This is a genomic window from Providencia sp. 21OH12SH02B-Prov, from assembly GCF_027362595.1.
Classification (GTDB): domain Bacteria; phylum Pseudomonadota; class Gammaproteobacteria; order Enterobacterales; family Enterobacteriaceae; genus Providencia; species Providencia zhejiangensis.
In genome coordinates this window covers 2,321,987-2,339,108 of the sequence record NZ_CP114796.1, presented here as the reverse complement: position 1 = coordinate 2,339,108, position 17,122 = coordinate 2,321,987, and the positions used below count along the sequence as shown (strand labels likewise).

Below are 17,122 nucleotides of genomic sequence, written 5' to 3'. Positions count from 1 at the left end.
ATCTATTGAGTTATAAAGGATACATTATGAATAACAATGCGTTACCTATTACTGTTAAGTTCGTTTTACCTGATCATTATTCACAATGGTTAGTGTATTGGTTGCAATATCAAGAATTTTACAACGTAGATTTAAGTGAAGAAGTGACCCTAAAAACATGGGCGCGTTTTTTTGATGAAAATGAACCGATGTATTGTGCTGTAGCACTTGAAAATGACAAAGTCGTAGGTTTTGTTAATTACCTTTATCATCGTTCTACGTGGGCGGAAAATCATTTTTGTTATTTAGAAGATTTATTTGTTTCACCGGAGGTAAGGGGCCGTCAGGTTGGCAAACATCTCATTGAATTTGTTCACGAACAAGCGCAAAAGCAGGCTTGTGGCCGTTTATATTGGCATACGCAAGAAACGAATTTACGAGGCCAACGTTTATATGATTGGGTAGCTGAAAAACCTGGGGTTATTGAGTATAGAATGCCATTGTAATATCGTAATCACTCATTCATTGAATGACTTAATAAAAACGTTCTATTTTATTCCGTAAACGATTCAGGTCGTTTCTTACCCCCACCATTTTTGCAAGTGGCGGGGGTTATTTTACCATTCACACCTTTTCGGTCATTTCAGGCAAAGTTAAAAGGCATTTCTTATGCCCTTATTGTATTAAGGGCCAATATGATGAAGAAAATAGCTATTCAACAGCTTATTTAAGTGAGATTAATTGATTCCTGACCTCCATGAGAGCAAAACCTAATAGATTTAGTCCTTTCCACGTAAGTGGGTTATCGATATTTTCATGATCTTCAGCGAGACCTATTCCCCATATCTTATCGACTGGACTTGCTTCTACTAAGACTCGCTCATTGGTATTTAATAAAAACTGTTGTAAGGCTTCATTTTGTGAAAATTTGGCTAAATTGGCTGCAATGACAATATTAAACCTGTGGGCATCCCAAATATCTTGGTTAAATCCTCGAACTTCGCGGCCAAATGCTTTTGCTGCACCAGGGTTAGGGGCATGAATAATTTTCTCTCGTGTTTCATGATCGTTAAACAGCTTTGCTTTTTCTGCCATCATAAAATGTTCGGCACTTGCAAAACGATGTCCTTCTACTGTAAAAGCAGCTGGATACCATTGGCTGAAACAACTTTTAGTAATGAGAGTTGACTTTGATTGATGTCCCCAAAAAAAGATATATTTAAATTTTTTACCTGCTCGATATTGTTTACGAAGAGTTTCAATGTTCATAATAAATTATTCTAATAATACGTTATTGTTGAGAGTATCGATGAACAAACTAAAATACTATCGGAAATCGCTGTATTTATAGGGGAGTACAGTAATTTGCCATGCCATGCTCAGATAGAGCAGTGTAAAAACTATGCTTGTCTTCTACTGTATAAAAACAAAAATGTGAGGTGTCATACACTTTTCATAAATATCTTCAATGACAGTATATCAATAAGAAAATAGCGCCACTTTTACCTAACTGTCACATTTTGTTAACGATACAGTGTTGCTTCTTATTGGTTAACAGTTATTAACGACAGTAAAGTATAAAAATATGGAACAAGTATTATTAGTTTTATGGCCGCTGTTTGCATTGATAGCAATGGGGTTCGTGCTGCATCGTTCGTCAATGATATCAACGGACTTTTGGCCCAGCGCTGAAAAATTGAATTATTTTATTTTGTTTCCAGCTTTGCTGATTAATAGTTTAGGTAGTGCACCGCTTGATAGCCCTAAATTACCATATCTAGCGGGAGCAATATTTTTTGTTCTAGCAATAAGCAGTGTATTAGTTTTAATTTTTAAATTCATTTTTAACATGTCAATACCTCGATTTGGTGCGCATATTCAAGGTATCACTCGGTTTAATACCTATTTAGGCCTTGCTATTATTGCTGATTTATTTGGAACTGATGGGATCGCCATTGCTGCCGTTATTATGGCTATATTAGTGCCAAGTTGTAATGTTATTGCTGTATTAGCACTAACATCGGGTTCAAAAGTCTCTTTTAAGCAACTGTTTTTACCTATTATTAAAAACCCACTGATCTTATCGTGTTTGATTGGTATTTTACTGAATCTATCGCCAATCGGGTTGCCTTTTGGGTCAGACCAATTATTAAAATTACTTGCAGCGGCAAGCTTACCATTGGGGCTAATTTGTATTGGAGCTGCATTGCAAACATCAACACTGAGAAAAGAATTTAAACCTTTAATGACCTCAACGTTGTTACGTTTGTTAGCTATGCCTGTTTTAGCTGTTTTCACTGCGAAACTCTTTTCATTACCTGAGTTTGAAACGGTGCTATTTGTCATTTTCTTTGCGATACCTACGGCACCTACCGCATATATTTTAACGCGTCAATTAAATGGTGATAGTCAGCTTATGGCTGGAATTATCACATTACAGACGGTAATTGCGGTAATCACATTACCTTTAGTGCTTACTCAGATAATACATTAACTCGTTTTTATTATTTCCGGCTTAAATAAAGTATTCATTATGATGAGTACTTTATTTATATATCGGATTATTACTGGAAATAATGGTTGAAATGTAGGCTGAAAGAGTGTTGTCAGATAAAAAACAAGCAGTAGAATTTAACATAAGTAAGCCTACAAGTGGCTTATTTTCAGACAATAAACCGCGAATATATATTCGTCTCGTAAAAGAGAATGTTCATCTGTAGATTATAAGTAGAGAGGCTTGTTTGATAAATGCTAAAGACATACACTGCGTAACAGAGAAACAATGTTATCCGATAAGGGGTTATGCGTGTCTTTAGAAAAATGCCAAAAATATGAAAATTTGTCTATTGATGAGGTATTAGACAAGCTGTCATTGCTATATACCAACGCCATTGATTCCTTAAGAAATTCGATTGCGGCCTACATTAATAGCGGGCAGTTGCCTAGTGCAGAGGCTCGAAAAAAGGGGTTATTCGCGTATCCAGAGTTGTGTGTAGAATGGCGAGGACAAGTCGACCACTGCGAAAAAACGAGAGCATATGCACGTTTTGTCAAACCAGGGCAGTATAGCATCACGATTACGCAACCTGATTTATTTCGCCAGTATTTAACTGAGCAGTTGGGTATTTTACAGCAGGATTATGATGTCACTTTTTCTGTTCGCCCATCACAAACAGAAGTGCCATACCCATTTGTTATCGATGGTTCAGATTTAGTGCTAGATAGAAGTATGAGTAGTAGCCTTGCCACTCATTTCCCTATTACAGATCTGGCCGATATCAGTGATGATATAACAGATGGTTTGGTTCAAGCGACGGATGAAATGCCGCTTTCACACTTCGATGCATTACGTGTGGATTTTTCGCTAGCGAGACTTAAACATTACACAGGCACTCCACCGGAACATGTCCAGCCTTATATCTTATTTACCAACTATAATCGCTATGTTGATGAGTTTGTCAGTTGGGCTTGCGAACAAGTACGGGATCCTAATAGCCGTTATAGCGCATTATCCTGTGTTGGTCATCACTATTTAACGGCAGAAAATGCCGATCCACAAACAGCAACATCTGACCTTACTTGGAAGAAATTCCAAATGCCAGCATATCATTTGATAGCAAAAGATGGTGTAGGAATTACGCTAGTCAATATTGGTGTTGGGCCATCAAATGCTAAAAATATTTGTGACCATTTAGCGGTATTACGGCCTCATGCATGGTTAATGATAGGCCATTGTGGCGGGCTACGTGAAAGCCAAAAAATCGGTGATTATGTATTAGCGCATGCCTATTTGCGTGATGATCATATTCTAGATGATGTATTGCCACCGGATATTCCCATTCCAAGTATCGCTGAGGTACAAAGAGCGCTGTACGATGCAACGAAACAAGTTAGCAATATGCCGGGCGAATTAGTTAAACAACGCTTGCGGACAGGAACGGTTGTCACAACCGATGATCGTAACTGGGAATTGCGTTTTTTTGCGACAGCTCGACGTTTTAGCTTAAGTCGTGCGGTTGCCGTAGATATGGAAAGCGCAACAATTGCTGCGCAAGGTTATCGTTTTAGGGTGCCATATGGCACATTGTTGTGTGTTTCAGATAAACCATTACACGGCGAAATAAAGTTACCGGGACAAGCCAATAGTTTTTATGAGGGGGCTATCTCGGAACATTTACAGATTGGAATTCGAGCCATTGACTTGTTGAGACAAGAAGGTGATAAGTTACATTCAAGAAAGTTAAGAACATTTGATGAGCCTCCTTTTAGATAGGGTCTAATCGCGAGTCATTAAGTCATGTTGAGATGTGATTAAGCGAGTTATTAACGATATGGTTGATGAACTAGATATTTCTAAAGTCAGTGAGTTATCAGGCTTACCGCCATCAACGCTGCGTTATTATGAAGAAAGAGGGTTGATTACTCCGATTGGTCGTAAAGGCTTAAAACGAGTTTATCATGCTAAAGAGGTCATGACTCGCTTATCACTGATTTCTTTGGGGCGTGAGGCTAAATTTTCGCTCGATGAGATAGGGGCTATGTTGAACCAAAAAACGGGTCCAAGTATTGATCGCAGCCATTTAATAGCCAAAGCAGAGGAAATTCAAAAAATGATTGAAGACCTGACTGTTTTGAAGAATGGCATATTGCATATCGCGCAGTGCCCTGAAGAAAACCATCTTGAATGCTCTAAATTTCAAAAAATTATGTCGATAGGTTTACGAACGAATAGAAAACTCAATAAATAGGTCATATTTTATTGACTGTTAGATGGGATTATCCCATTTTTGATAACAATCTATCCCATTATCATGCATAGAAAGCCCTTTAGATCTTAACTACACTTGGATCATCACTGTATTGATTTAAAGGGTCATATGTCTGCTCACTTTCTCGCATTTGAAAAACCTATTGTCGAACTTAATGAAAAAATCGACGCTTTAGTAGCTTTTAAAAATAATAGCCAACAGTCTGATATTAATTTTGATGAAGAGATTAAATTACTTGAGAAAAAATGTCTTACGTTAACGAAAAAAATCTTTTCGCAGCTAGGTGCTTGGGAAATTGTGCAAGTAGCTAGGCATCCCATGAGGCCTTATACCCTTGACTATATCTCGCTTATTTTTACTGAGTTTAAAGAGTTAGCTGGAGATAGAGCTTTTGCAGATGATAAGGCGCTTGTTGGTGGTTTAGCGCGTCTTGAAGGTCAGCCTGTTATGGTTATTGGCCAACAAAAAGGGCGTACCACGAAAGAAAAAGTGATGAGAAATTTTGGTATGCCTTCACCTGAAGGGTATCGTAAGGCATTGCGCTTAATGAAAATGGCAGAGCGTTTTCATCTGCCGGTTGTGATATTCATTGATTCAGCGGGAGCTTATCCAGGAATCGGTGCTGAAGAGCGGGGGCAAGCGGAGGCGATAGCGAGAAATATCCAAGAAATGTCGCATTTAAAAACCCCCATTATTTGTGTGGTCACCGGAGAAGGTTGTTCTGGTGGTGCATTAGCTATTGGTGTCGGTGATCGGATTAATATGTTGGAATACAGCACTTATGCAGCCATCTCACCAGAAGGCTGTGCATCGATTCTTTGGAAAGATGCACAAAAAGCACAAATTGCGGCTGAAATCATGGGTATGACAGCGAAACGACTGAAAGAGCTTAATATTATTGACGCTATTATTGCTGAGCCACTTGGTGGCGCGCATCGCGATTATGCACAGGCAGGGGAAAATTTAAAACAACAACTCCTGACTGACCTTGCAATACTAAATAAACTCGACATGGAAACTTTATTAGCGGAACGTTATCAAAAAATTATGGCTATTGGTTATTGTTAACGTGATGAATTTGACTAAATTGCCAGTGTGTTTTTGTGGATAGAAGTAAAAGGAAAGATAAAATCGATACTTGCGTGATATAGTGATATCCATCGATACCAGCAGACAGCGGGGGATACTGTGGATATTGATCACTGGGCGAGTGAGTTTGATAATTACTTATTAAAGAATTGGGTTAACCATGATAATGCCCATGATATTTTCCATCTCAGGCGAGTTTGGCGTACAGCACAAACATTGATGGGAGCGTCAGAGCAAGTTAACCCTTTGGTCGTGTTGGTTGCTTGCTATTTCCATGATGTTGTGACTTTGCCAAAAGATCACCCACAAAGAAGCCAAGCATCATCTTTGAGTGCAACGGAAACTCTTCGTATTTTAACAACACATTTTCCGAGTTTACCTAAGCACTATCATGACCCTATTGCTCACTGTATTATTGCCCATAGTTTTAGTGCCAATGTTGAACCGATGTCACTAGAAGCAAAAATAGTGCAGGATGCCGATCGGCTAGAAGCGCTTGGGGCCATTGGTTTAGTAAGAGTATTTGCCGTTAGTGGTCAGCTTAATCGCACATTATTTGATGGGGATGATCCTTTTGCCCAAAATAGAGCATTGGATGATAGTCGTTGGGCATTAGATCATTTCCAAGCAAAGTTATTAAAACTCCCAGAAACGATGCAAACGCCAGTGGGTAAATTACTGGCAACACAGAATGCGAACTATTTAGTTCAATTTATGGCGAAATTAAGTGCAGAGTTAAGCGGGAATATCGCTCAATTTGACGATGATATTATTGCGCGGTTTTCATTGGATGTTAATTAACATCTGCTCTTCGTTGAATATGATAAAGAACGGTAATAGGCGTTAAATGTCAGTCGACTTAAATTTACTAAAAGTATTTATTTCTGTGGCTTCACAAGGCAGCTTTGCGCGAGCAGGGCAGCAATTAGCTATGCCAACCTCCAATGTCAGTCGTTGCATCAAACAATTAGAAGCGCAGCTTAATTGCCGATTAATTGAAAGAACAACACGACGTATGCGGTTAACAGAACAAGGTGAGATTCTCTTAAAACATAGCCAAAATCTGTATGCGGAATTGGATGATGTATTGAGTGAAATCAGTCATCGTGAGACTCTAACAGGAACTCTTCGGTTGACTATTCCTAGTGAGGCAGGAAGCCTATTATTAGCAGAAATCATCGCTGAATTTGCGTTGCGACATCCTCAATTAACCATCCATTGTGATACTCAATTAATGCCTTTAGATGTGATTGATGACGGTATTGATTTGTTATTCACTTTTCATCGTGGGGAATTGAAAAATAGTAGTTATCACTCACGAGTCATTAAAAGGTGGCAAAGTGTTGTTGTTGCTGCTCCTCATCTTATAGAACGCACAGGAAGGCCGAAAGCGATAACAGACTTAGCAAATATGCCCTGTATTTCAAGTTTGAGTGCGATATCAGGGCAGCCTTGGGTATTTATTGATAACCAACAACATACCCAAAAAGTCACTATTAACAGTCAATATCGTGTTAATAGCGGTATTTTAGCTAAGGCTGCTGCGTTAAAAGGCATTGGTTATGCCATTTTAGCGATGGCGGCGTGCCAAGCTGAAATAGAGCAAGGGTTGCTTGAGGTCATTCACTTTAATGAAAGTCCCGCACCAATTGAATTACGAGCAATTTATGCAAGCCGCCGTTCGTTATCACCAAAAATTGATGCTTTTATGCAGCATTTGATGCAATCAGTGGATACTATGACCCCATAGAGCTGCATAGATTAAAGCGTAAAAGGCCTATTGGTTTAGACAGAAGCACCCCGTAATTTCACGGTCAAACCCTTTAAAAAATAGCGCAATAATTGGTCTCCACATTCACGGTAATTTTTGTGGTCAGGGTTACGGAACAACGCATTTAATTCCGGTTTGGAGACGCGAAAATCGGCTTTTTGATAGATCTCGATCATGTCTGTATCTTTTAATTCAAAAGCAATACGCAGCTTTTTTAGGATAAGATTATTGGTAAGGCGTGTTTCTATTTTGGGCGCTGGAAAGTTTTCGTTTTTGCCCCGACGAAAATAAATTAATCCATTAAGAAAATGGGCGAGTGCTTTGTCATTACATTCGACATATTCAGGATCATCCTCTTTTTTTAACCAATGGATCATTTCTGTTTTGCTAACCGTTAAGTTAGCCAATTTAACGATTTCAACCATTTGATTATTACTGAGGTCTAGCATGTAGCGAATGCTACGTAAAACATAATTATTAAGCATGGTTATTGATTTCCGTCATTGTTGATTTTCTAAATCAATCACCACAACAGTGCTGAGATTCAAAAATACCGAGTGGATTTGAGGGGGCATACTAGAGCGTTATGCTATTTTTATCAATAAGAGGATGCGTAAAGACAATGATTTCGTCTACGTTTACGCATCCCGTGTCATGGAATGTTAGCCAATAAAATATATAAGGCTATAGAAGAAGGCTAAGGTTAATCCAACCGTTAATAGCATATTTTTGAGTAATGACGCGGCAATCACACAAAATAATGCCCCCCATAGATATGGATTATCAGGAAAGTTCCGCAATTCATGGCTTTCTAAAAGAATAACGGGAGCACAGATCGCAGTTAATAAGCAAGGTGCTGAATAACTCAATGCTTGTTTAATAAACAACGGCAGTCTAATCGGCAGCTGAGGAATTAGAAAAACGTAACGTAAAGAAAATACAATGACGGTGAGTATAATAATCAAGAGCCAGATCATTTTTCTTCCTTAAGCATACGAGATACCATAACAGAGACACACATTCCGCCAACGCCTGCAATAACGATAGCACTACTTATCGAATAAAGAGAAAGTATTACAGCGGTCACTAATGAAAAAATAACACCACAAATTGTGCTTATTTTCTTCGTTAAAGGAACAACAATCGCTAATAAGGTTGCTATAACAGAGAAGTCTAAATGCAGGCGACTAAGGTCAGTAATAAAGTTGGCCATCAAAATGCCTAAAAGGCTGGTGATAAGCCAAACAATATAAAAACTAAACCCAGCACCAAATAAATAAGAAAAACTGAGAGGGTGGCGTTTAGCCGCGCTAATTGCAAAGAGCTCATCAGTGAGTAAAAAACCAATACTAAGACGCTTCGTGGTTGAGAAGTTTTTTACATGAGGCCGCATTGTTAAACCATACAGTAAATGCTGTGATGTAATAAAGAAAACCGAAATAATGATCGTAAGATAACCAGCCCCTGAATTAAGTAATCCTAAAGTGACAAGCTGTGCTGCACCAGCAAAGATCATCGCTGACATAGCAACACTTTGCCAAAACGAAAGTCCTGCTTCAACGGCCATTGAACCCGCTAATACTCCCCATGGTATAACCGCTAAATTTAGAGGGGTCATATGCATTGCCCCATTGATAAAAGCACGTTGCCAGTGGCTACGTTGTTGTGAATACATTGATTTAATACCTTTTTTCGACTTGTTATTTTTATGATACTGGCGTAGTGAGTCGCGAGATAGAATAAAATTGCTCTCACAAAGCACAAATTATCACTGATTAGATGAAATAAGATGAATAGTGGAGTTGTCATAATCATTATTAAATACATAAGCATAGCATTAGGCTATGAACATCAAACTTATCGACGCTCAAGACTATGATGATGCTAAAGATGACGAATGTACTGATTTGGTGTGACACCGATAGCTTGCTTAAAATGTCGTGTAAAATGGCTTTGATCAGAAAATCCACAAGAGTTTGAAACATCGGCTGGCTTCACACCTTGTACAAGTAGTTTTTTGGCTTTGTATAATCTTGCTTGTACTAAAAAGGCATGCGGTGTTGTTCCTGTATGTAATTTAAACTGTCGAAGAAAATGCCATTGGCTGAAGCCTGCAATTGTTGCTAACTCACTTAATGAATGCGCTTGTTCTGGCGTACTCATCATAAGGTCGCAAATATCCTGCATACGTTGTCTGGCAGGAGTAATATCATTCAGTCGAAACGGGTTTTTATTATATTTCAAAATAAGCCAGCTGAGTGAAGAGAGTAGTAAGGTTTCTTTGAATAACCTGTTTTCTGGTTGTAGTAATAAGTTAAATAATAAATTTAATTGGGCAGCTAAACCTGCATCCTGAATTACGGCATTAGGAAACCAAGGTGTCACACCATAGTTGTCATTTTTTAAATCTAAGGTTAAGCGCTGAAACATTTCTGGGGTAGGGTAAATCGCTTTGTATGACCAGCCACTTTCAACAGCGGAAGACCCCGTGTGAATTTCATCAGCATTGACGACGATAATATCGCCTTTAGGAGCATAGTGATTCTCACCAGTACGAAAAAATTGTTGAGCACCGTCTTCAATCACACCAATACAAAAACCTTCGTGGCTATGACGAGAAAACTTTTGCTGGTGGTATTGAGCCTGTATCATTTCTAACCCATCCAGCTCTTGTAAATGAAAATAATTAGCGCTTTCCATCTAAATTCCTACTTTTAAAACACCTTAAATAGAGGTATGGCACACAGTGAGATTGACTTAAACGTGTCTTACTTTATACCGCTAATCGTAATAAGTTTCACTCCCACTCTTTTACTCTTTATTTCAGATAATAAATTCAGTTAGTGCCTTTGGCTTGATATAAAAAACTAAAAGATAAACCTTTTTCAATACGATTCTAACTCGAGTTGTTTTGTCAAATGATAAGTCTGCCTATGTCGATATATTTGAAATTATATTATGGATTGGTAATCAAATAGTGGGTTATTTGACTGTATTTTATTTTGAGATTAGTGATATCTTTTATAGTTTTCAAACCCCGTGTATCATAGGCATTGTCTACAGGAGATGTTTAATTTTTGTTATAACTTTTATTAAGTTAGCGGGTTTCCTATGCTTGAAAATCTCGGTATCACGAATTTATGGACTTATTTAATTGGTGTGATTTTTATTACATTGGTACCAGGGCCTAATTCTTTATTTGTGTTAACTAGCAGTGCAAAATATGGTGTTAAAAATGGTTATAAGGCCGCTTTAGGCGTATTCTCAGGTGACGCTATACTGATTTTCTTATCCTTTTTAGGCGTTGCTTCGTTAGTTAAAACATCACCAATCTTTTTTAGTATTATTAAATATGTCGGCGCAACTTATTTAGTTTACTTAGGAATTAAGACACTTTACAGCGTCTTTCATAAGAAAGAGGCTGTCGCAGATGTCGATGCTATGGTGTTAGCAACGAAAGGAACATATCAAAAAGCGGTATTTTTGAGTTTGCTTAATCCTAAAATGATTATTTTTTATGTGTCATTCTTTATACAGTTTATTGATCCAGCCTATCCAAATGCGGGTATCCCCTTTTTTATTTTGGGCGCCATTCTTGAAACATGTAGCATGATTTATCTATCAATGCTGATTTTTGGTGCTGTTGCTGTGACTAATATGGTTAAACATAACAAAAAATTATCTAAATTATCCAACAGCTGTATTGGCGCTATATTCTTAATGTTTGGTGCTAAATTAGCCTTAGCAGCCTAGTTTCTTATACTTATTCATGAAGCCGACTTAGTGTCGGCTTTTTTGTATTCTGTATTCTTTCAGCGTTGTTCTCTTTTTTAAATAATAGTAAGAGCCTCGCTTGCGCTGACAGAATATAGCGCACGATTGCGTTGTTAAATGGGATAAAAAATACAATACAATAAAAAGGTTTTTTGCTGACGAAATGGACTGTTGAATATGAAAAAATTAGTCGAAATAGCTCGCAAGTATGCGAAGCCAACGATCATTAATAGCTATATTGAGTGTGCTTATGTCGCCGCTGCACTTGAAACTGAAGAGGGTGATATTTATACAGGTATCAGTATTGATACTGCTTGTTCACTTGGGTTTTGTGCTGAACATGGTGCAGTCGCGGAATTACTGAAAGCAGGAAAGTCGGTTGTGATCAAATCGATGGTAGCAGTTGATTCATCTGGCAATGTAGTGCCTCCTTGTGGACGGTGTCGGGAGCTCATTAGTCAATTATCTTATAAAAATAAACAAACATTGATTGGCGTAGATAATGAAACACAAGTGACGCTAGAACAATTGATGCCTTATGATTGGAAAGTTGGGCAAGATAGAGGTTTATAAAAGCGAATATGGCTCAAGAATACAAACATTTCACAGCGACAGCATTGATACGTAATCACTCAGGGGAGTTTTTATTACATAAACATCGTAAATTAAATATTTGGCTCCCACCTGGGGGGCATATAGAAGAAAATGAAGAGCCACAGGATGCGGTTATACGTGAAGTACTTGAAGAAACAGGGTTAGTTTGCCGTGTTATTGATTGTGCTTATCCAACAACAACGAAGGTTGTAAGTAATGAACATGTTTGTGCGTTACCCATGCCTTTGGCGATTTTAAAAGAGTTTATTCCTGATAAAGTTAATGGCGACCATTGGCATATAGATATGGTGTATTTATGTGAGCTCGTTGCTCCAGATGAAACGCCATATGCGGAATTTTATTGGATTCCGTTTAGCGAACTTGCCAATTTCGATATTCCCGATGACCTTCTACAATTGGCAAGTATGGTTAATGAGTCTAATTTATTGAAATAAAATTATTTTGTATTGAAAAATAGCAGAGAAAGGCCAAGAAAAATGAATAATAATCCAATGATTTTATCCATAACCAATTGATAATTTAAAATTTTACTGCGCACTGTTGGTGTTGAGAAAAATAAAGCAATTACACTAAACCAGATCCAATGGGCAAAAGAGATAAATAAACCATAGCTAAAATTTTGCAGTAATGAATTTGTACTTTGAATGACTTGGGTATAGACAGAAACCACAAATAGCATGGTCTTCGGGTTTAATGCATTAGTGAGAAAGCCCATTCTAAAAGCGGACAGTGTTGTTGGCTTCATCACAGCAGTGCTTTCTACATTTATTTGATGTTTGTTGGTCAACGACTGAAAACCAATATAAACCAAATACCCTACACCCAGTAGTTTCACGAGAGTAAAGAGCATGGGAGAATTCATAATAACCAGTGTTACACCAAAAATGGTGTAGAAGACATGTACTTGTACACCAAAAGCGATACCTAATGCAGAGAATAAGCCTATTTTTGTTCCATAGACATAACTATTACGGGTCACCATCGCAAAATCCGGACCTGGGCTCATCACCGCAAGTATCGTAATTGTTGCTACTGCAAGAAGTTCATTCATTCTAAATCCTTTAAATAGATGATAAAAAATAACGTTAAATTGCTTTTTATTGATTAATTTAAATTACTGATTAATTTAATTATCAATAGATTGTGTTTAACTAAAAAGCGATTTATGCTGACACTAATCTGTCAGTTTTCGTTACCTATTTATCGGTATAATTTAAATGAAACTACCACCATTATCTTCACTACGTTTTTTTGATGTCGCTGCCCGTACAGGGAGCTTTGTGAAAGCGGCCGATGAACTCCATGTCACCCACAGTGCCATTAGCCGACAAATCCGTCTGCTGGAAGAACATATTGGTATCGAGCTGTTTGAACGACGTAATCGAGCGGTATTTTTAACGTCGGCAGGTAAAAAGTTATTTCACACAACCCGCGAAATATTCGCCCAATTAGAGACGACACTGCAAGAATTGGCTCAAGAGCAGGATAGCCATGTTGTTAGTATCTCTTGTGAACCAACGATTGCAATGAAATGGCTTATTCCTCGATTGACATTATTTTATCGAACGTATCCGCATATTACGGTACATCTCATTGCAGCGGGGGGGCCTATAGATTTTACTAAAGCAGGTGTTGACCTTGCATTGAGGCGTAATGATTTTAAATGGGATGATAGTATTTACGCTGAAGAGATCTGTCGTGAAAGAATGGGGTTAGTACAGAGCGCTGACTTACAAAATCAAACAAATGATATGACGTTACTTTATCCGGCCTCTCGGCCATCTGTTTGGCAGCAATGGCAACAACAAATGGGAGAGGTTAAGCGGAGCAATAGGCAAGTTTCATATGAGCATTTTTATCTGTGCATTCAGGCGGCAGCTTCAGGGCAGGGTATAGCCATAGCATCATGCCTTATGGTGGAAGATGAAATCAAATCAGGGCAGTTAATCGCTCCTCAAGGGTTTATTGAAGATGGTTCGGCTTATTATTTACTTGCGCCTAAAGCGCCGAGTATGGGCAGTACGCGATATCTCTTCAGTGAATGGTTAAAAGAGAACCTACAAGCCAGTGCCAAGGGGATCCAGTCAGAAAGCGCTCTTTTTTAGGTGTGGTTTGTTTATTCTTTCAGCAACCCTATGTGATAAATAAAGATTTTGTCACATAACCATTTTATGTCGTGCTATATTTTCTGACTTAGGTTTGTCGGTTTATAAAGGTGGAGTGAGTGATGAGTAAATTACGGGTAGGTGTCATTTTTGGCGGTAAATCAACAGAGCACGAAGTATCCTTACAGTCAGCGAAGAATATTATCAATGGCCTTGATCGCAATAAGTATGATGTGTGCCTGATTGGTATCAATAAACAGGGCCATTGGCATGAATATGATGAAGCTGATTTTTTAATTCATGGTGATGACCCTTCTCGTATTGCCTTGAATACACCAAAGCGAAGTATTGCGATTATCCCAGGTAAATCAACCCAACAATTTATTTCACTCGAAGATGCTCAACCACTTCCTCAAATAGATGTTATTTTCCCTATCGTTCATGGCAATTTAGGTGAAGATGGCTCCTTGCAAGGGCTGTTACGCATGGCTAACTTGCCTTTTGTCGGTCCGGGTGTTTTAGGCTCTTCAGCTTGCATGGATAAAGATGTGACAAAACGTCTATTGCGTGATGCCGGTTTGCAAATTGCCCCATTTATTACACTGATGGCATCTGACCACACAACAGTAAAATATGCTGAAGTCGTTAAGCAGCTAGGATTGCCATTATTTATTAAGCCAGCCAACCAAGGCTCTTCTGTTGGGATCAGTAAAGTCACCAATGAGTCTGAATTTAATGCGGCATTGGATTTTGCATTCTTATTTGACGTAAAAGTGCTGGTCGAAAGTGCGGTGAAAGGGCGTGAAATTGAGTGCGCAGTCTTAGGTAATGAACAGCCAGTTGCCAGCCCGTGTGGTGAAATTGTTCTTCACGACAGTTTCTATGCTTACCACACAAAGTATATTGATGAAAATGGTGCCTCTGTTGTGGCTCCAGCAGACTTAGAATCAGCGGTAAGTGATAAAATAAGAGAAATCGCACTAAGGGCTTATCGAGCATTGAACTGCTGTGGCATGTCTCGGGTTGATGTGTTTTTGACCGAAGATAATCAAGTCATTATTAATGAAATCAATACCCTTCCAGGGTTCACTAATATCAGTATGTATCCTAAATTATGGCAACAGGGTGGGATGACTTACCAAGAGTTGATCAGTCGTTTGATCGACTTGGGGATTGAAAAATACCAACAAACTGTCGCTTTAAAAACAGCGTGTGATACACATTAAAGGTAACAAGGGGTGGAAAGTTTGCCAAACCGCCTATATTCAATAAAAGCGAGTGAATGTGGTTATCACGCTAGCTGTTAGCGTGATAATTCTCTTTCATTGTGATTTGCCTATAAAAGTCGGGTGTTATCACGGGTTATTGATATCTTCTTGTATTTGCTTTAAGAAAAATGCAGTCTCTTTTGGTGTTGTTAGTCGGATAAAGCGAATGTGTTGATATTGCTTGTTTATCATACTTGCAATTCTTGGTGCTTTTCCTTTGTGATAGGTTTTTAACACCCATAGCAGAATAGAATCACGACTAAAAAAAGTTTTTTTCCATGTTTCATTATTTCCAGTATTAGGCCACAGCTCTTTTTGGCTGATGATTCGATATAGCGCTCTGCGTATTGACTGATATAAGGTTCTAGAAAATGAATAATCTAGCCAAATCACCAGATCAACCTCTTGCCATTTAATCGGTTGTGTACGGGTATAGTTCCCATCAAGTACCCAACCATTTGGTGCGGCTAGGAATGCCTGAGTTAACTTTTCTTTTAATTGCTCATCACTAGAGTGCTGCCAATTTTTTTGCCAATAAAGTGCATCCAGTTCAATATACGGGATGGAATAAAGTGAAGATAAGGTATGACCGAGAGTGCTTTTTCCACTACCACTACAGCCTATAATATTGATTTTCATAACTTGAGTGATCTTATCGTCAATGTGTCATGCAGATTAATTGCCTGATACAAACTCAGCGTAAATAATAAATTATCTCCCGCTGAGGTCGTATAAAGGAGAAGGAAAGGTGGATTTTACTTGTTGATTATTTTAAATGATCAAACAAAGAATGCTTTACTATTTGATTTCAGCAGACAAGTGACACATAAGCAGCTGTCGATAGCTGCCTACACTTGCTTATTTCAATACAATATTAAATGTTTAGAGCGTGATAAAGCGAGGCCACTCGTTAATGTACTATTATAAAACCCGTTGTTTAATCTGTGGCCTATTCGCTAAAAACCGTCAATTAATAAGTGACTTACACCAGACATAGTTTATATAACGAAATAGTGGTTCAAAACCGAATTTTTTGTATAGATCAAACCCTGCTTCTGACGCATCAAGGAAACAGTGCTCGACACCTTGTTGGCGGCAAAATGCAAGTGCATAAGCAATTAATTGTGTTGCATAGCCTTTCCCTTGGTGGGTAGGTTCGGTACCGATGTCATCAAAACGAGCCAGAACCCCTTCAATAGTGACGGTCATTGAGGTGGCTGGCTCACCATCAACCAATAGAACAAGATGGAATTGAGGGGCACCTTGTTGTAAAGCATCTTCATGATAACGAACATACTCATTAACGACTTTATCGTGCTCATCTGAGATATAAAAAGCAGAGACTAAAGGTTTTGCCCATAAGGATAGATCATGGTTGGCAAATACAATATCCACCTGATTTTTAGGTAATTCTACAGTAAGTTGTTTATCTAGGGATAATGCCATGGCCGTCGTGACGCTGTCACGTTTGTAACCTAACGCCAGCGCTTCATTGACGATTTCTTGTTGCATCTCTTCAGGAAGCACCAACGTATGGTTTTTCTTTTGCGCTACAAACAGATGATGGGCTTGTTTGAATGCTTGAACAGATGACTCAGGCTGAAGATAGATAAAGTTAAATACAGGCGAATTTAGCGGTGTAAGGTAACAAATCGTATGTTGCTCAATTTGGATACTGTGCTCACAAATGGAGGTCCAAAACGTTTTTTCAATGGACTGATAATGCCTTAAATAATAGAGCGGAATATTCAT

General features: G+C 38.4%; 20 protein-coding genes. 12 read left to right on the top strand and 8 right to left on the bottom strand.

What is annotated here, in order from left to right; genetic code table 11:
• Positions 1 to 26: 26 nt before the first annotated feature.
• Positions 27 to 485: a GNAT family N-acetyltransferase gene (locus O7C57_RS11065; protein WP_154623015.1), complete on the top strand. Its 459-nt coding sequence runs from the start codon at positions 27 to 29 to the stop codon at positions 483 to 485.
• Between the two features lie 217 nt (positions 486 to 702).
• Here the strand turns inward: O7C57_RS11065 and O7C57_RS11060 are convergent, their stop codons facing one another.
• Positions 703 to 1,248 (bottom strand): NADAR family protein, encoded by a 546-nt coding sequence (locus O7C57_RS11060; RefSeq protein ID WP_249998764.1) that lies wholly within the window; start codon positions 1,246 to 1,248, stop codon positions 703 to 705.
• A gap of 316 nt (positions 1,249 to 1,564) precedes the next feature.
• On the opposite strand from O7C57_RS11060, the gene O7C57_RS11055 reads away from it, so the two are divergent.
• The 6 genes from O7C57_RS11055 (at position 1,565) to O7C57_RS11030 (ending at position 7,587) form a co-directional block, all read left to right on the top strand.
• Positions 1,565 to 2,473 (top strand): AEC family transporter, encoded by a 909-nt coding sequence (locus O7C57_RS11055; RefSeq protein WP_269723152.1) that lies wholly within the window; start codon positions 1,565 to 1,567, stop codon positions 2,471 to 2,473.
• Positions 2,474 to 2,785: 312 nt separating this feature from the next.
• Positions 2,786 to 4,252, top strand: coding sequence for an AMP nucleosidase (locus tag O7C57_RS11050; RefSeq protein WP_375097465.1), 1,467 nt, complete (start codon positions 2,786 to 2,788; stop codon positions 4,250 to 4,252).
• Between the two features lie 58 nt (positions 4,253 to 4,310).
• Positions 4,311 to 4,727, top strand: a complete 417-nt coding sequence (locus O7C57_RS11045) for a helix-turn-helix domain-containing protein (protein WP_154623035.1) — start codon at positions 4,311 to 4,313, stop codon at positions 4,725 to 4,727.
• Between the two features lie 129 nt (positions 4,728 to 4,856).
• On the top strand, positions 4,857 to 5,816 hold the full coding sequence (gene accA / locus O7C57_RS11040; protein ID WP_269723151.1) for an acetyl-CoA carboxylase carboxyl transferase subunit alpha: 960 nt from the start codon (positions 4,857 to 4,859) through the stop codon (positions 5,814 to 5,816).
• A 120-nt stretch (positions 5,817 to 5,936) separates the two neighbouring features.
• The gene (locus tag O7C57_RS11035; protein ID WP_269723150.1) at positions 5,937 to 6,638 is read left to right on the top strand and encodes a phosphohydrolase; all 702 of its coding nucleotides are present in this window, start codon (positions 5,937 to 5,939) and stop codon (positions 6,636 to 6,638) included.
• A gap of 46 nt (positions 6,639 to 6,684) precedes the next feature.
• Positions 6,685 to 7,587 carry a LysR family transcriptional regulator gene (locus tag O7C57_RS11030; RefSeq protein ID WP_269723149.1) on the top strand — a complete coding sequence of 301 codons (903 nt, stop codon included), beginning with the start codon at positions 6,685 to 6,687 and terminating at the stop codon, positions 7,585 to 7,587.
• A gap of 35 nt (positions 7,588 to 7,622) precedes the next feature.
• Here the strand turns inward: O7C57_RS11030 and O7C57_RS11025 are convergent, their stop codons facing one another.
• From O7C57_RS11025 to O7C57_RS11010, 4 genes are all read right to left on the bottom strand, one after another.
• A complete protein-coding gene (locus tag O7C57_RS11025; RefSeq protein WP_154623021.1) occupies positions 7,623 to 8,093 on the bottom strand; it encodes a DUF1456 family protein in 471 nt (156 codons plus the stop codon).
• 177 nt (positions 8,094 to 8,270) lie between these two features.
• Positions 8,271 to 8,585: an AzlD domain-containing protein gene (locus O7C57_RS11020; protein WP_269723148.1), complete on the bottom strand. Its 315-nt coding sequence runs from the start codon at positions 8,583 to 8,585 to the stop codon at positions 8,271 to 8,273.
• Positions 8,582 to 9,283 carry an AzlC family ABC transporter permease gene (locus O7C57_RS11015; RefSeq protein WP_154623023.1) on the bottom strand — a complete coding sequence of 234 codons (702 nt, stop codon included), beginning with the start codon at positions 9,281 to 9,283 and terminating at the stop codon, positions 8,582 to 8,584. The genes O7C57_RS11020 and O7C57_RS11015 overlap by 4 nt, the downstream gene beginning before the upstream one ends.
• Positions 9,284 to 9,492: 209 nt before the next feature.
• A complete protein-coding gene (locus O7C57_RS11010; protein ID WP_154623024.1) occupies positions 9,493 to 10,308 on the bottom strand; it encodes an AraC family transcriptional regulator in 816 nt (271 codons plus the stop codon).
• A 411-nt stretch (positions 10,309 to 10,719) separates the two neighbouring features.
• Here O7C57_RS11010 and leuE point away from each other — a divergent pair, with 411 nt between their 5' ends.
• The 3 genes from leuE (at position 10,720) to O7C57_RS10995 (ending at position 12,431) form a co-directional block, all read left to right on the top strand.
• Positions 10,720 to 11,361, top strand: a complete 642-nt coding sequence (leuE, locus tag O7C57_RS11005; RefSeq protein ID WP_154623025.1) for a leucine efflux protein LeuE — start codon at positions 10,720 to 10,722, stop codon at positions 11,359 to 11,361.
• A 198-nt stretch (positions 11,362 to 11,559) separates the two neighbouring features.
• Entirely contained in the window at positions 11,560 to 11,955 is a 396-nt protein-coding gene (locus tag O7C57_RS11000) for a cytidine deaminase family protein (RefSeq protein ID WP_154623026.1), read from the top strand.
• A gap of 8 nt (positions 11,956 to 11,963) precedes the next feature.
• The gene (locus O7C57_RS10995; protein WP_269723147.1) at positions 11,964 to 12,431 is read left to right on the top strand and encodes an NUDIX hydrolase; all 468 of its coding nucleotides are present in this window, start codon (positions 11,964 to 11,966) and stop codon (positions 12,429 to 12,431) included.
• Positions 12,432 to 12,433: 2 nt separating this feature from the next.
• Here the strand turns inward: O7C57_RS10995 and O7C57_RS10990 are convergent, their stop codons facing one another.
• Positions 12,434 to 13,048, bottom strand: coding sequence for a LysE family translocator (locus O7C57_RS10990; RefSeq protein ID WP_163861779.1), 615 nt, complete (start codon positions 13,046 to 13,048; stop codon positions 12,434 to 12,436).
• Between the two features lie 166 nt (positions 13,049 to 13,214).
• Here O7C57_RS10990 and O7C57_RS10985 point away from each other — a divergent pair, with 166 nt between their 5' ends.
• Together O7C57_RS10985 and ddlA are read left to right on the top strand one after the other, a co-directional pair.
• Positions 13,215 to 14,102 carry a LysR substrate-binding domain-containing protein gene (locus tag O7C57_RS10985; RefSeq protein ID WP_269723146.1) on the top strand — a complete coding sequence of 296 codons (888 nt, stop codon included), beginning with the start codon at positions 13,215 to 13,217 and terminating at the stop codon, positions 14,100 to 14,102.
• A 122-nt stretch (positions 14,103 to 14,224) separates the two neighbouring features.
• Positions 14,225 to 15,328, top strand: coding sequence for a D-alanine--D-alanine ligase (gene ddlA / locus O7C57_RS10980; protein WP_163861773.1), 1,104 nt, complete (start codon positions 14,225 to 14,227; stop codon positions 15,326 to 15,328).
• 129 nt (positions 15,329 to 15,457) lie between these two features.
• Here the strand turns inward: ddlA and O7C57_RS10975 are convergent, their stop codons facing one another.
• Positions 15,458 to 16,009 (bottom strand): shikimate kinase, encoded by a 552-nt coding sequence (locus O7C57_RS10975; protein ID WP_154623031.1) that lies wholly within the window; start codon positions 16,007 to 16,009, stop codon positions 15,458 to 15,460.
• Between the two features lie 327 nt (positions 16,010 to 16,336).
• Positions 16,337 to 17,122, bottom strand: a complete 786-nt coding sequence (locus tag O7C57_RS21640) for a GNAT family N-acetyltransferase (protein ID WP_154623032.1) — start codon at positions 17,120 to 17,122, stop codon at positions 16,337 to 16,339.

Bases quoted from the DNA above. Each gene is read 5' to 3' on its own strand.
- O7C57_RS11065 (WP_154623015.1), top strand. From the start codon at position 27: ATGAATAACAATGCGTTACCTATTACTGTTAAGTTCGTTTTACCTGAT.
- O7C57_RS11060 (WP_249998764.1), bottom strand. From the start codon at position 1,248: ATGAACATTGAAACTCTTCGTAAACAATATCGAGCAGGTAAAAAATTT.
- O7C57_RS11055 (WP_269723152.1), top strand. From the start codon at position 1,565: ATGGAACAAGTATTATTAGTTTTATGGCCGCTGTTTGCATTGATAGCA.
- O7C57_RS11045 (WP_154623035.1), top strand. From the start codon at position 4,311: ATGGTTGATGAACTAGATATTTCTAAAGTCAGTGAGTTATCAGGCTTA.
- accA (WP_269723151.1), top strand. From the start codon at position 4,857: ATGTCTGCTCACTTTCTCGCATTTGAAAAACCTATTGTCGAACTTAAT.
- O7C57_RS11030 (WP_269723149.1), top strand. From the start codon at position 6,685: ATGTCAGTCGACTTAAATTTACTAAAAGTATTTATTTCTGTGGCTTCA.
- O7C57_RS11025 (WP_154623021.1), bottom strand. From the start codon at position 8,093: ATGCTTAATAATTATGTTTTACGTAGCATTCGCTACATGCTAGACCTC.
- O7C57_RS11020 (WP_269723148.1), bottom strand. From the start codon at position 8,585: ATGATCTGGCTCTTGATTATTATACTCACCGTCATTGTATTTTCTTTA.
- O7C57_RS11015 (WP_154623023.1), bottom strand. From the start codon at position 9,283: ATGTATTCACAACAACGTAGCCACTGGCAACGTGCTTTTATCAATGGG.
- O7C57_RS11010 (WP_154623024.1), bottom strand. From the start codon at position 10,308: ATGGAAAGCGCTAATTATTTTCATTTACAAGAGCTGGATGGGTTAGAA.
- leuE (WP_154623025.1), top strand. From the start codon at position 10,720: ATGCTTGAAAATCTCGGTATCACGAATTTATGGACTTATTTAATTGGT.
- O7C57_RS11000 (WP_154623026.1), top strand. From the start codon at position 11,560: ATGAAAAAATTAGTCGAAATAGCTCGCAAGTATGCGAAGCCAACGATC.
- O7C57_RS10995 (WP_269723147.1), top strand. From the start codon at position 11,964: ATGGCTCAAGAATACAAACATTTCACAGCGACAGCATTGATACGTAAT.
- O7C57_RS10990 (WP_163861779.1), bottom strand. From the start codon at position 13,048: ATGAATGAACTTCTTGCAGTAGCAACAATTACGATACTTGCGGTGATG.
- O7C57_RS10985 (WP_269723146.1), top strand. From the start codon at position 13,215: ATGAAACTACCACCATTATCTTCACTACGTTTTTTTGATGTCGCTGCC.
- ddlA (WP_163861773.1), top strand. From the start codon at position 14,225: ATGAGTAAATTACGGGTAGGTGTCATTTTTGGCGGTAAATCAACAGAG.
- O7C57_RS10975 (WP_154623031.1), bottom strand. From the start codon at position 16,009: ATGAAAATCAATATTATAGGCTGTAGTGGTAGTGGAAAAAGCACTCTC.
- O7C57_RS21640 (WP_154623032.1), bottom strand. From the start codon at position 17,122: ATGAATATTCCGCTCTATTATTTAAGGCATTATCAGTCCATTGAAAAA.